The sequence below is a fragment of the Pseudomonas sp. 2FG genome, from assembly GCF_005502935.1.
GTDB lineage: Bacteria > Pseudomonadota > Gammaproteobacteria > Pseudomonadales > Pseudomonadaceae > Aquipseudomonas.
Genome location: NZ_SCMP01000003.1, coordinates 300,824 through 314,136, shown reverse-complemented (window position 1 = coordinate 314,136; position 13,313 = coordinate 300,824). Strand labels below are relative to the sequence as shown.

Sequence of the window (13,313 nt, the reverse complement as noted above, 5' to 3'; positions counted from 1 at the left end):
GGTGTCTGTCGAGGGTAAGACTCAACGGCGACCGAAAATGATCAGCATTACCCCGCCGAGCGTCACCAGGCACGCCAGCAGGGCAGTGAGGCTCAGGCTCTCATCCAGCAGCAGATAACCGAGCAGCAGGGCAATCAGCGGGTTGACGAAGGCGAAGGTCGACACCAGGCTCGGCCGTACTTCGCGTAGTAGCCAAAAATACGCCGGATACACCCCCAGGCTGACCGGCAGTACCAAGTACGCCAGCCATAGCCAGCCCTGTCGGGTGAGTTCGGCTAACTGCGCGCCCTGCCAGTCGCCACGCCACAGCCCGAAGAGCGCGAGCAGCGCCGCACCGATCAGCATTTGCAGGCTCATCCCCAGCCAGTTGGAGCGAAACGACGGGCGGCTGCGCAGCCACCAGGCGCCGATGGCCCAGAGCAGCGTGGCGATCACCACCAGGCTGCCGGCAAACCACTGCTGGGCGGTTGCCGCACTGCCCAGGCCATTGTTCATCAGCAGCACAATGCCGCCCGAGGCCAGCGCCAGGCCGCAGAGCACCCAGGGCGGTGGACGGTCGCCGAGCAGCCACTCCAGCGCCACACTCCAGAGTGGCAGGGTGGTGTAGAGCATCGCCAGCAAGCCGGTGGGCAGGTACTGGTTGGCATAAAGCAGCGCGCCCTGGCCGACCGTGATCAGCAACAAGCCACCAATAAAGGCACCGCCCCAGTCACTGCGTTGCATGCGCGCCTGGCCACTGAGCAGCACCCAGGCCAAGGCCAGGCTGCCGGCGAAGAAGAAGCGCAAGGTGGCAATGACGAAGGGCGGCAATTCGCGCAGCAGGAAGTGGTTGGCCAGGTAGGTGGTACCCCAGCCGATATAAATAGCGGCGAACGCACCAATCAGCAGCAGCGAGCGGGCGCGGGAAGCAGTTGCGGACATGGGGAGCCTGGGAAGACACACGCCGGGTTGCACCGGCGCGTGGTTAGTGAGCAGCGCCGCCTTGGACGCCAGCCGGCAGCGAACGGGTCAGCAGCACGGCGAGCATGCTGATGCCGAGCGCGATGCCGACAAAATGGAAGGCGTCATTGTAAGCCATGATCGCCGCCTGCTGGTGCGCGATCTCGCTCAGCTTGCCCAGCGCCGCCTGTTCGTTGCCGAGCTTTTCCGTCAGCAGGGTCAGGCGTTCGGCGACTTGCGGGTTACTCGGGACTATGGCTTCGCGCAGATAGTCGAAATAGGTCTTGGCGCGGCTGTCGAGCAGGGTGGCCAGCAGCGCGATGCCGATGGCGCCGCCGAGGTTACGCAAGATGTTGAACAGGCTGGAGGCCGAGCCGGCATCCTGCGGCAGGATGTAGGCCGTGGCGATCAGCGAGATAGTCACCATCACCAGTGGCTGGCCGAGCGCGCGTATCAGCTGGATCTGGTTGAACTGCGGGCCGGCAAAGTCCAGGTTCAGCACGCCAGAGGCAAAACTGGCGAAGCCGAACAAGCCAAAGCCCAGCGCGCACAGCCATTTCGGTGAAATGATCTTCATCAGCTTCGGCACCAGCGGAATCAAGAACAGCTGCGGAATGCCCATCCACATGATCACTTCGCCGATTTGCATGGCGTTGTAGCCCTGGATCTGCGCCAGGTAGAGCGGCAACAGATAGATCGAGCCGTACAAGCCAACCCCCAGCCCTATGCTGGAGATACTCGAGAGGCCGAAGTTGCGGTTGCGCAAGATGCCGAGGTTGATCAGTGGGTTGGGTTTGGACAGCTGCAGGATCACGAAGGTCATCAGGCTGACCAGGGCAATGCTGCCGAGGCCGACGATCAGGCTGGACTCCAGCCAATCTTTACGGTGGCCTTCCTCGAGAAACACCTGTAGGCAGCCGAGGCCTACCCCCAGCGTGAGGATGCCCGCGTAGTCGGTGCTTTTCAGTAGCTCCCAGTGCGGCGCCTTCTTTTCCAGGCCATAGAGCAGCCCGGCGATCATCAATAGCCCCGGCGGCACGTTGATATAGAAGATGTATTCCCAGCCGAAGTTTTCCGTCAGCCAGCCGCCGAGCGTGGGGCCGATGGAGGGGGCGAAGGTGGCGGTCAGTGCGAACAGCGCCATGCCTTTGGCGCGGTGCTGTTCCGGCAGTTTGATTAGCGCCAGGGTGAACGCCAGCGGGATCAGCGCACCGCCGGTAAAGCCTTGCAGGGCGCGGAAGACGATCATGCTCTCCAGGCTCCAGGCCATCGAGCAGAGCAGGGAGGCGATCAGGAAGCCAATCGAGACATAGACCGCCAGGCGCCGTGCGGAGAGTAACTGCACCAGCCAGGCGGTGAGCGGGATCATGATGATCTCGGCCACCAGGTAGGAGGTGGAGATCCACGAACCTTCCTCCAGGGTCGCGGAGAGTGCGCCTTGGATGTCCTTCAGCGATGAGTTGGTGATCTGGATATCCAGCACCGCCATAAAGGCGCCGAGCATGGCGCTCATTACCGCGATCCAGTCGCGGCGGCTCGGCTCGCCGGTAGGGCGGATCAGCGCATCAGCTGCCACTGTCGCCGGCCTTGAGGTCGACCTTGACCGTCACGGACATGCCGGGGCGAATCTTGCCCTTCAGCAGGTTGTCGGCGGCAAAGGTCAGTTTCACCGGAATACGCTGCACCACCTTGGTGAAGTTGCCGGTGGCGTTGTCTGGAGGCAGCAGGCTGAACTGCGCGCCGGAGGCGGCGAACAGGCTTTCGACCGTGCCGTCGATCGGCGTATCCGGATAGGCGTCGAACACCAGCTCGGCCTTTTGTCCGGGCTGCATCGGGCCGATCTGGGTTTCCTTGAAGTTGGCCTGGATCCAGATGTCTTCATCCGGCACCAGCGACATCAAGTAGGCGCCTATTTGTACGTACTGACCGGTGCGCGAGGCGCGCTGGCCAACCAGGCCACTGATGGGCGCGCGGATTTCGGTACGGCCGAGGTTCAGCTCGGCTTGGGCGAGCTCGGCGCGGGCGTTGGCGATCTGTGCGTCGAGGCGTTTGATTTCGGCGTCAAGCGAGTTGATCTGCTGGCGTTGTGCTTGCAAGTCGGCCTCGGCCTTGCTCACTTGCGAGCGGGCCACGCGGCTATCGGCGGCCAGGGTAGTGACGCGCTCTTCGGAGACGTAGCCGGGTTTGCGCAGGGTCTGAGCGCGGGACAGGTCCATTTGCGTACGGTCAAGGGTGGCCTGGGTCGCCGAGACATCGGCCCGGCTGGCGGCGATCAGGCTGGCTTGTTGGGTCAGTTTGCTTCGCGCCTGAGCCTGTTCGGCCTCGCGGGTCGCCAGGTTGGCACGCGCGCGTTCGACGGCAAGGCGAAAGTCGTCGGCCTCCAGAACCGCCAGCAGTTCGCCTTTTTGCACGTGCTGATTGTCCTGCACCAGAACCTTGTCGATGCGCGCGCTGAGCTGGCTGGAGATACGTGTGATCTCGCCCTGCACATAGGCGTTGTCGGTGCTTTCGACAAATCGGTCAATAAAGAACCAGTGCGCGAAGAAGGCGAGGGCGATCAGACCAAGCGCGGCAAGGAAAATAAATAAGCGGCGTTGCAGTTGGGCTGGCATGCGAGTGCTCGAAGTGCGGGCAAAAGTGTAAGTGAATCTAACAGTGTTCCTTCTAAGTATGTAGACGCTAGAATTCAGAAACTTTGTTGCTTATGGGGAACAATAATGGGGCTTGATGATGCGCTGATCTTTACCCGGGTGGTGGAGTGCCACAGCTTCACCCAGGCCGCCTTGGGTCTGGGAATGCAGAAGTCCACGGTCAGCCGCCGTATCGCCCTGTTGGAGGAGCGCCTCGGCGTGCGCCTGCTGAACCGCACCACACGCAAATTGCGCCTGACCGAGGTCGGTCAGGCGTACTACGAGCGTTGCCGGCAGATCATGCTGGACTTTGCCGAGGCCGAGCAGGCCGTCATGCAGCTACAGCAGGAGCCTTCCGGTTTGCTGCGGATCACCGCGCCGATCGAGTTCGGTCAGTTGTTCCTCGGCCGGGTGCTCGGCGCGTTTATGCGTCAATACCCGCAGATTACGGCGGAGGCCGAGATCACCTCGCGTCACGTCGACCCGGTGGAAGAGGGCGTGGACATCGCCATTCTGCTAGGCCAGCCGCAGGACTCAACGCTGATCGCGCGCAAACTCTTTGCCAGCAGTCGGCGCCTGTGTGCCAGTCCCGAGTACCTAGCGGCCCATGGCGTGCCGGCGACGGTCGAGCAGTTGGCCGCTCATCGCGCCATCCTCTTGCCGCAAGACTCGCCGCGTTACTGGCCGCTGCTCGGTGAAAGCATTCCCTGCCAGCGTGTGCTGTCCTGTAACAACATCACCTTCGCCCGTGAAGCGGTATTGGCGGGAGCCGGGATCGCCGGGTTGCCGGTGATGATCAGTGAGGCGATGGTGCAGAGTGGCCAACTGATCGAACTGCTGCCCGAGGCACGGCTTCCGATCGGTGAACTGTATGCGGTCTATCCATCGCGACGCTTCCAGGCGATGAAGGTGAAAGCCTTCCTGGATTTCCTGATGCGTAGCCTGCCGCTGGAAGAGGGGCAGTTGCTGGAGCCCACAGGGGAGCCCCTGTTAACATTGCCCCCTTAATGAACGGTACAGCCATGTGCCGGAGAGCCTTTGAGTCAATCGGAGGCTCCTTAATTGATCCGTTGATTCGAGACTCTCAATGACCACCGTCCGTACCCGTATCGCGCCGTCACCGACTGGCGACCCGCATGTTGGCACCGCCTACATTGCCCTGTTCAACCTGTGCTTCGCTCGCCAGCACGGCGGTGAGTTCATCCTGCGCATCGAAGATACCGACCAGGTGCGTTCGACTCGCGAGTCCGAGCAGCAGATTTACGACGCCCTGCGTTGGCTGGGCATCGAGTGGAGCGAAGGTCCGGATGTGGGCGGCCCGCACGGCCCCTATCGGCAGAGCGAGCGTGGTCCGATCTACCAGAAGTACAACGCCGAGCTGGTGGAAAAAGGCCATGCCTTCCACTGCTTCTGCACCACCGAGCGCTTGGACAAGCTGCGCGCGGAACAGACTGACCGTAAGGAAACCCCGCGCTACGACGGCCTCTGTATGCAGCTGTCGAAAGACCAAGTGCAGCAGCGCCTGGCGGCGGGTGAGCCGAATGTGACCCGCATGAAGATGCCGACCGAAGGCGTCTGTGTGGTGCCGGATATGCTCCGTGGCGAGGTCGAGATCCCTTGGGATCGCATGGACATGCAGGTGCTGATGAAGACCGACGGTCTACCGACCTACTTCCTCGCCAACGTGGTGGATGACCATTTGATGGGCATCACCCATGTGCTGCGCGGCGAAGAGTGGCTGCCGTCGGCACCCAAGCTGATCAAACTGTACGAGTACTTCGGTTGGGAACAGCCGCAACTCTGCTACATGCCGCTGCTGCGCAATCCGGACAAGAGCAAGCTGTCCAAGCGCAAGAACCCCACTTCGATCACCTTCTACGAGCGCATGGGCTTTCTGCCGCAGGCGATGCTCAATTACCTCGGCCGCATGGGCTGGTCGATGCCGGACGAGCGCGAGAAGTTCAGCCTCGACGAGATGATCGAGCACTTCGACATTCAGCGGGTTTCTCTCGGCGGGCCGATTTTCGATCTGGAAAAGCTCTCTTGGCTGAACGGCCAATGGCTGCGCGAGCTGAGCGTCGAGGCGTTTGCGAAAGAGGTGCAGAAATGGGCGCTCAACCCCGAATACCTGATGAAGATTGCCCCGCATGTGCAAGGGCGGGTGGAGACGCTCAGTCAGATCGCGCCGCTGGCCGGCTTCTTCTTTGCCGGTGCGTTGCCGCTGGAGGCCAAGCTGTTCGAGCACAAGAAGCTCTCGCCAGAGCAGGTGCGGCAGGTCATGCAGCTGATCCTGTGGAAGCTGGAAGCCTTGCGTCAGTGGCAGAAAGACCAGATCACCGCCTGCATCCAGGCGGTGGTCGAACATCTGGAGCTGAAGCTGCGTGATGCGATGCCGCTGATGTTCGTGGCGATCAGTGGTCAGGCCAGCTCAGTATCGGTTCTGGACGCCATGGAGATTCTCGGCCCCGACCTCACGCGCTTCCGCCTGCGTCAGGCTATCGAGCTGTTGGGTGGCGTGTCGAAGAAAGAAACCAAGGAATGGGAAAAGCTGCTGGCGGCTATCGCCTGACCCACTGCTCCGCCCGTACAGGCTTTAGCTAGTGCTGGTGGGGCGGGGTAAGTAGTTGTTCTGTCAGCATAAAGAAACGCGAAGAGAGGAAAATTTTGTTGACAGCCATTAGGGTCGCATTTAACATGCGCCCCGTCCTTGAGATGGGGCTATAGCTCAGCTGGGAGAGCGCTTGCATGGCATGCAAGAGGTCGACGGTTCGATCCCGTCTAGCTCCACCAATCTCTTAAAGCCGAAAGGCTTGCCACGGTCAGTTCGTCGAACTGGTCGAGTTGTTAGAAGGGTTTTGCGTCCCCTTCGTCTAGTGGCCTAGGACACCGCCCTTTCACGGCGGTAACAGGGGTTCGAGTCCCCTAGGGGACGCCAGTATTAAAAAGCAGTTCCGCAAGGTGCTGTGAGCCGAGAGGCGATAAATCTGGGGGTATAGCTCAGCTGGGAGAGCGCTTGCATGGCATGCAAGAGGTCAACGGTTCGATCCCGTTTATCTCCACCAATTCTGCAGTTTCAACGCAATGTCTAGTTGTAAAAACTGCCACGGGCCAGCGTAAAGCTGGCCTTGTTTTTCGAAGGTTTTGTCCCCTTCGTCTAGTGGCCTAGGACACCGCCCTTTCACGGCGGTAACAGGGGTTCGAGTCCCCTAGGGGACGCCATTTTCACCCGCTTTGCGGGATTTTAGAGGGTCATTCTTCACGGGATGACCCTTTTGTTTGTCTGCTGCTTTTTCCTCTTTTTCCTCCTGTCTTGCTTCGATCCTGCCGCCCGGCGGTGTGGGTTTCGGCTTGCTTAAATTTATTGTGAGTATAATATTTCAATCATAATATTTTGGAGGCGAGTATGAACGATAAGAAGGCGCAAACCCGCGAACGCATCCTCGGCGCTGCCAGTACGGCGTTGTTCCAGCGTGGCCCGGCCGAGCCCAGTGTGGGCGAGGTGATGGGTGCGGCAGGTCTCACTGTGGGGGGCTTTTATGCGCATTTCGAGAGCAAGGATGCGCTGATGCTGGAGGCCTTCAGCCGGTTGCTTGGGCGTCGCCGCAGCTTGTTGAGGGAACTCGATCGGAGCCTGCCGGCAGTCGAGCGGCGGGCATTGATGGCGGCGTTTTACCTGTCCCGTAAGCATCGAGATGCGCAAACAGACGGCTGCCCGTTACCCAGTTCGCTGGGTGAATTGACGCGCCTGCCGGAAGGTTTTCGCACGAGTTTGGCCGAGCATCTGGAGCTGATGACGGCGGAGCTGGCGGGCAGCCCGGAAGAGGCCAACAAGGTACTCGCCGATCTTGCCTTGATGGTGGGCGGGCTGACTTTGGCTCGGGCATTGGGCCCGGGCGAGTTGTCCGACCGAGTGCTGCGTGCCGCCAAGTCGGCGGTGGTCTGAGGAGGTGTGCGATGAACAACTTGAGTTGGGTGCGTGGTTTCAATGCCACCGTCGGTCGGCTGGTCCCGCAGGCAGTGGCGAGCAAGATGCGCCGCGAGTTCATGACGCCGCGCGAACTGCCGCCGCGTGACTGGGAGTTGCCTTGGCTCGGGCGGGCCGAGCGCATCACGCTGCGGTTCGGGCTCTCGGCGTTGCGCTGGGGTAGTGGCCCTACGGTGTTGCTGCTGCACGGCTGGGAAGGCCGGCCGACGCAGTTCGCAGCACTCATCGAGGCGCTGGTCAACGCCGGTTATGGCGTCATAGCGCTGGATGCACCGGCCCATGGCCGTTCGCCTGGTCATGAGGCCAGCGTGGTGCTGTTCGCCCGCGCCTTGCTCGAGGCCGCTGGCGAGTTGCCGCCGCTGCAGGCGGTGATCGGCCATTCCATGGGCGGGGCCAGTGCGCTGTTGGCCACCCAATTGGGGTTGCGCACCAAGGCAGTGGTGAGCATCTCGGCGCCTAGTCGGATTCTCGGCATGCTGCGGCGTTTCGCGCGTTTTATGGCGTTACCCGAGCAGGCGCGGGCGCACTTTGTTCGTCTGGTTGAGCAGCATGCCGGAATGCCGGCGGCGCATCTCGATGTGGCGCGTTATCAGCTGGATCTCCCTGGCCTGGTCGTGCATGCGGAAGATGATCCGATGGTGCCGGTGAGCGAAGCCGAGATCATTCATGCAGCTTGGTTCGACAGCCGTTTACTGCGCTTGGCGCAGGGCGGGCATCAGCGCGTGCTGGCCGATCCGCGCTTGATCGAGGCTGTGTTGGAGTTGCTCGCAAGTGTGCGTCAGGCGTCTGCGAGTGCGGTGGCTTGAAGGCTGCTGTCTGGAACTGAGCTGCTGCCGGTTCAGTTCCAGGCAGGCTGCGAGCCTGCCGAGAATGGCGCATGATGGCGGCGCCTATTTCGATCGCTAGCGTGCCAGCCTTCTGTCATGAACCAGAGCATTTTCCTGCAATATCCGCAGCGTGAAACCTGTATCGCGCAACTGAGTGCGGACCTGGGTGCGCAACTGCAGCAGGCACTGGCCGAGCAATCGCGCGCCAGCCTGTTATTGCCGGGTGGCAGTAGCCCGCAGGCGTTGTTGCCAGTGCTGGCGGCGCAGCCTGTGGAGTGGTCGCGCATCGACCTGAGCCCAACCGACGAACGCTGGGTGCCCGCGGACGCTGCGCAAAGCAATTGGCGTCTGCTACGGGCGGGGTTGCCAGGGGCGGCTTGCCGCGATCCGCGCCAGGCTGCGGGCCCGCAGCAGTCCGCCAGCGCCTGGGCGGCGCAGTTGAGTGATTGGTTGCCGTTCGACGCGGTGCTGCTGGGCATGGGCGAAGACGCGCATATCGCCTCGCTGTTTCCCGCTATGCCTGGGCTGGCGGCGGCACTCGATCCTGCTGCCGCGCCTGCTGGGCTGGTGGGCAGTGCCCCGAGCGAGCCGTCTACCCGTCTGTCGCTGAATCTGTCGATGCTGCTACAGAGCCACTGGATCGGCTTGCTGGCGTTCGGGCCGGTGAAGCGGCGCTTGATCGAAGCGGTGCTGGCCGACGAACCGGCCAGCCGCCCGCTGCCGCTGTATGCACTGCTCTGGCACAGTCCGCTGCCGGTGAGGATTTATTGGGCGCCCTGAGCGTTACACTGTGAGTGAGTACTGGTTGAAAACAGGGTGTTGCCATGTTGCAGGTCGTTGTCGAACAGGTTACCGCAGAGTTGGAGCGGCGCTCCGCTGCACGCCGTGCGCAGTATCTGGCGCGGCTGGAGACTGCCGCTGCGCGTGAGCCGCGGCACAAGCTCGGTTGCTCCAACCTGGCCCATGCCTTGGCCGCACAGGCGGATGACGCACGGCTGATCATGAAGCAGGGCGGCGCGCCACATATCGCCATAGTCTCCAGTTACAACGATCTGCTTTCTGCCCATGCGCCGCTCAAGGATTACCCGGACCGGCTCAAGCTGGCCCTGGCTAAGGCCGGCGCGACTTCGCAGTTCGCCGCCGGGGTGCCGGCCATGTGTGACGGCATCACCCAGGGCGAGGCGGGCATGCAGTTGTCCCTGTTTTCCCGTGATCTGATCGCCCAGGCCACCGCCATCGGCCTGACCCATGCGATCTTCGACGGCGGCCTCTACCTTGGGGTTTGCGACAAGATTGTCCCAGGTCTACTGATCGGCGCCTTGCACTTCGGGCACTTGCCGGCGGTGTTCGTGCCGGCCGGGCCGATGCACTCCGGTTTGGCCAACAAGGACAAAGCGGCGGTGCGCGAGCGTTTTGTGCGTGGCGAGGTGAGCCGCGATGAGCTGCTCGCCGCCGAGCAGGCGGCTTATCATCAGGACGGCACCTGTACTTTCTACGGCACCGCCAACACCAACCAACTGCTGATGGAGGCCATGGGCTTGCATGTGCCGGGCAGCGCCTTCGTCCATCCGCATACGCCGCTGCGCGATGCCTTGACCGACGAGGCGGCACGTCTGGTGGCGCGCAACAGCCGCCAGGGCGAGCGCTATCTGCCACTGGGCAAGCAGATCGATGCGCGGGCGCTGGTCAATGCCGTGGTGGCGTTGTTGGCCAGTGGCGGTTCGACCAACCATGGTTTGCACCTGCCGGCTATCGCCCGAGCCGCCGGTTATGAGTTGATTTGGGAAGACTTCGCTGCGCTGTCGAAAGTGGTGCCGCTGCTGGCGCGGGTTTATCCCAATGGTGCGGCCGATGTAAACCAGTTCCAGGCGGCAGGCGGGCCGGCGTGGCTCATTCGCGAGTTGCTCGACGCCGGGTTGCTGCACGCCGATGTCCAGACCGTCGCGGATGAGGGTTTGCCGGCCTATGCCCGCGAGCCCTGGTTGGATGGCGAGCGCCTGGCTTGGCGTGAACTGCCGCGGCAAAGCCCGGCGCCGGATATCGTCCGTACGGCGCAACAGCCCTTCGATGCGCAAGCGGGGCTGGCGCTGCTCAGCGGTAATCTGGGACGGGCCATGCTCAAGACCTCGGCGGTCGATCCGGCGCATTGGCGCGTACGGGCGCAGGCTTTGGTGTTCGACAGCCAAGAGGCGGTGCAGGCCGCCTATGCGCGCGGCGAGCTGGTGGGTGACTTGGTGTTGGTGGTGCGCTTCCAAGGTCCGCGTGCCAATGGCATGCCGGAGCTGCACAAGCTGATGCCACTGCTGGCGAACTTGCAGCAGGCCGGGCAACAGGTGGCATTGGTCACCGACGGGCGTTTGTCCGGTGCTTCCGGTCAAGTGCCAGGGGCCTTGCACCTGACCCCGGAAGCGGCGGTTGGCGGTGCTGTGGCAAAGCTGCGCAATGGCGACTGGATCGAGCTGGATGCGCTGCAAGGCGTGTTGCGGGTGGAATTGAGCGATGCCGAATTGGCGGCGCGCGAGCCGGCTAGCGCGCCTGAAGACTTGGCCGCAGGCTATGGTCTGGGGCTGTTTGCCGCCCAGCGCCGCTTGGTTGGCCCGGCCGACCAGGGCGCGACGACGTTGTTTTAGGATTATCTAGGATTGTAGGACTATTGGGAGCGAGAGCATGAGCCTGACGATGGATGTGGTGCTGCAACAGGCCCGCCCGGTGCTGCCGGTACTGGTGATCGAGGACATTAGCCTGGCGGTCGACTTGGCTCGCGCGCTGCACGCCGGAGGCATCCGCGTGCTGGAAGTGACCCTGCGCACGCCGCGGGCGCTGGATGCGTTGTCGGCGATCCGCAAGGAGCTGCCGGACCTGCTGGTTGGCGCCGGCACCCTGATCCACACCGAACAATTTCTCGAGGCGCGCGAGGCGGGTGCCCACTTCACCGTCAGCCCCGGTTGCACCGAGCGCCTGGCCGCTGCGGCGGAAGATTCCGGCCTGCCTTACCTGCCCGGGGTGATGACGCCCTCGGAAGTACTGCTGGCGCTGGAATACGGCTACCGCTCGCTCAAGCTGTTCCCGGCCAACGGCGCCACCAGCGTGAAAATGCTGAAAAGCTTCAAGGGCCCGTTCACCGGGATTCGCTTCTGCCCGACCGGTGGGGTGACGCCCGACAACTTGCTGAGCTTCCTGCGCTTGCCGAATGTCGCCTGTGTTGGCGGCACCTGGATCGCGCCGAGCAACCTGGTGCGCGCGCGCGCCTGGGATCAGATCACCCAACTGGCGGCCGAGGCGCGCGACCTTGCCAGTAGCCTGGAGCACCACGCATGAGCTGGGATTTGCCGACGCCGTTCACCATCGATCTGCAGGTCGCCGCCGAGGATATCGACGGCCTCGGGCATGCCAACAACGCCGTGTATGTCAGCTGGCTGGAGCGCTGCGCCTGGCGTCATTCGCAGAGCTTGGGGTTGGATTTGACCGAATACCGCCGCCTGGATCGCGCCATGGCGGTGCTGCGCCACGAGATCGATTACCTGGCCAGCGCCTATGAAGAGGATGAGTTGCAGTTGGCGACCTGGATCGTCGAGTCGGACCAGCGCTTGAAAATGACCCGCCGTTTCCAGCTGATCCGCCCGTCCGACGCCGCCACGCTGCTGCGCGCGCAGACCACCTTCGTCTGCATCGAGCTCTCCAGCGGCAAGCCCAAGCGCATGCCGCAGGAATTCATCGAGGGCTATGGCCCGGCGCTGGTCGAGCCTTATCCGCTGGAGCTTTAACAGGCCGTTAATGTCGTTTAGTTAAGCGTTAGAGTGCTGTGCAAGCACGGCGCAACGAGTAGGCTTTGCGCTGGATTTCTCCTGCGCCGGAGATGCCCGTAAACTGCGCGCCTTTTCCTTGAGAGCCTGTGTATGCAAATCGCCCTGGCGCCTATGGAAGGCTTGGTCGACGAGATCCTGCGGGATGTGCTGACGCGTGTCGGCGGCATCGACTGGTGCGTCACCGAGTTTATCCGTGTGTCTGAACGCTTGTTGCCGGCGACGACCTATCGGCAGCTGGCGCCCGAGCTGGAGACTGGGGCTCGAACCGTCGCCGGTACGCCACTGCGGGTGCAGCTGCTCGGTTCCGACCCCGTTTGCCTGGCGGATAACGCCGCCTTCGCCTGCGAGCTGGGCGCGCCGGTGATCGACCTGAACTTCGGCTGCCCGGCCAAGACAGTCAACCGCTCACGTGGCGGTGCGGTGCTGCTCAAAGAGCCGGAGCTGCTGCATGCCATCCTCCGTGAGGTGCGCCGTGCGGTGCCGGCGGCGATTCCGGTCACGGCGAAGATGCGCCTGGGCTTCGACAGCCCCGACGGCGCCCTGGATTGCGCGCGGGCGCTGGCCGAGGGCGGCGCGGCGCAGATCGTGGTGCATGCGCGGACCAAGGTCGACGGCTATAAGCCGCCGGCCCATTGGGAGTGGGTGGCGCGGGTGCAGGAGGTGGTCAAGGTGCCGGTGTTCGCCAATGGTGAAATCTGGAGCGTCGACGACTGGCGCCGTTGCCGCGAGGTGAGCGGAGCCGAGGACATCATGCTCGGCCGTGGGCTGGTTTCGCGCCCGGACCTGGCGCGACAGATCGCGGCGGCGCGGGCCGGCCAGGAAGTGCTGGAAATGCGCTGGGCCGAGTTTGTGCCCTTGTTGCGGGAGTTCTGGCTGCAGGCCCGGCGCAAGCTTTCTCCGCGCTATGCGCCGGGTCGGCTGAAGCAGTGGCTAGGCCAGCTGACGCGCAATTACCCGGAGGCGGTGGAGCTGTTTAACGCCATGCGGCGGGAGAGCAGCTGTGAGCGGATCGATGCCATGCTGGGTGTGGAGCTGAATCAAGAGCAGCTGTTGGCGGCGGTTTGAGTTTTTCCGGAGTAGTGAGCGCGGCCTTGAAATCGCTCCGGCAGTCCCTATTTCTAAGAGT

At 63.0% G+C, this 13,313-nt stretch carries 12 protein-coding genes and 4 tRNA genes; 13 read left to right on the top strand and 3 right to left on the bottom strand.

The window, feature by feature from the left end:
* Positions 1 to 21: 21 nt before the first annotated feature.
* From FFS13_RS04955 to FFS13_RS04945, 3 genes are read right to left on the bottom strand one after another with little or no spacing between them, the layout of a single operon-like run.
* A complete protein-coding gene (locus tag FFS13_RS04955) occupies positions 22 to 921 on the bottom strand; it encodes an EamA family transporter (RefSeq protein ID WP_137817980.1) in 900 nt (299 codons plus the stop codon).
* A 43-nt stretch (positions 922 to 964) separates the two neighbouring features.
* Complete coding sequence (locus FFS13_RS04950) at positions 965 to 2,452, bottom strand: MDR family MFS transporter (protein WP_171006422.1); 1,488 nt, start codon at positions 2,450 to 2,452, stop codon at positions 965 to 967.
* Positions 2,453 to 2,504: 52 nt separating this feature from the next.
* Positions 2,505 to 3,551, bottom strand: coding sequence for an HlyD family secretion protein (locus FFS13_RS04945; protein ID WP_137817978.1), 1,047 nt, complete (start codon positions 3,549 to 3,551; stop codon positions 2,505 to 2,507).
* A 105-nt stretch (positions 3,552 to 3,656) separates the two neighbouring features.
* Here FFS13_RS04945 and FFS13_RS04940 point away from each other — a divergent pair, with 105 nt between their 5' ends.
* From FFS13_RS04940 to FFS13_RS04880, 13 genes are all read left to right on the top strand, one after another.
* On the top strand, positions 3,657 to 4,577 hold the full coding sequence (locus FFS13_RS04940) for a LysR family transcriptional regulator (RefSeq protein ID WP_137817977.1): 921 nt from the start codon (positions 3,657 to 3,659) through the stop codon (positions 4,575 to 4,577).
* Positions 4,578 to 4,656: 79 nt separating this feature from the next.
* Positions 4,657 to 6,138, top strand: coding sequence for a glutamate--tRNA ligase (gltX, locus tag FFS13_RS04935; protein WP_137817976.1), 1,482 nt, complete (start codon positions 4,657 to 4,659; stop codon positions 6,136 to 6,138).
* 145 nt (positions 6,139 to 6,283) lie between these two features.
* Positions 6,284 to 6,359 (top strand) — tRNA-Ala (locus FFS13_RS04930).
* A gap of 69 nt (positions 6,360 to 6,428) precedes the next feature.
* Positions 6,429 to 6,504, top strand: a tRNA-Glu gene (locus tag FFS13_RS04925).
* Positions 6,505 to 6,555: 51 nt separating this feature from the next.
* Positions 6,556 to 6,631: transfer RNA gene (locus FFS13_RS04920), tRNA-Ala, on the top strand.
* A gap of 81 nt (positions 6,632 to 6,712) precedes the next feature.
* Positions 6,713 to 6,788, top strand: a tRNA-Glu gene (locus FFS13_RS04915).
* 184 nt (positions 6,789 to 6,972) lie between these two features.
* On the top strand, positions 6,973 to 7,512 hold the full coding sequence (locus FFS13_RS04910; RefSeq protein ID WP_137817975.1) for a TetR/AcrR family transcriptional regulator: 540 nt from the start codon (positions 6,973 to 6,975) through the stop codon (positions 7,510 to 7,512).
* 11 nt (positions 7,513 to 7,523) lie between these two features.
* A complete protein-coding gene (locus FFS13_RS04905; RefSeq protein WP_137817974.1) occupies positions 7,524 to 8,360 on the top strand; it encodes an alpha/beta fold hydrolase in 837 nt (278 codons plus the stop codon).
* Positions 8,361 to 8,477: 117 nt separating this feature from the next.
* A complete protein-coding gene (pgl, locus tag FFS13_RS04900) occupies positions 8,478 to 9,161 on the top strand; it encodes a 6-phosphogluconolactonase (protein ID WP_137817973.1) in 684 nt (227 codons plus the stop codon).
* Positions 9,162 to 9,208: 47 nt separating this feature from the next.
* A complete protein-coding gene (edd, locus tag FFS13_RS04895) occupies positions 9,209 to 11,011 on the top strand; it encodes a phosphogluconate dehydratase (protein WP_256657820.1) in 1,803 nt (600 codons plus the stop codon).
* Between the two features lie 37 nt (positions 11,012 to 11,048).
* Positions 11,049 to 11,699, top strand: a complete 651-nt coding sequence (locus FFS13_RS04890) for a bifunctional 4-hydroxy-2-oxoglutarate aldolase/2-dehydro-3-deoxy-phosphogluconate aldolase (protein ID WP_137817971.1) — start codon at positions 11,049 to 11,051, stop codon at positions 11,697 to 11,699.
* Positions 11,696 to 12,145 carry a thioesterase family protein gene (locus tag FFS13_RS04885; RefSeq protein WP_137817970.1) on the top strand — a complete coding sequence of 150 codons (450 nt, stop codon included), beginning with the start codon at positions 11,696 to 11,698 and terminating at the stop codon, positions 12,143 to 12,145. Before FFS13_RS04890 ends, FFS13_RS04885 begins: the two co-directional genes overlap by 4 nt.
* 132 nt (positions 12,146 to 12,277) lie before the next feature.
* Complete coding sequence (locus FFS13_RS04880) at positions 12,278 to 13,252, top strand: tRNA-dihydrouridine synthase (protein ID WP_137817969.1); 975 nt, start codon at positions 12,278 to 12,280, stop codon at positions 13,250 to 13,252.
* Positions 13,253 to 13,313: the final 61 nt, after the last annotated feature.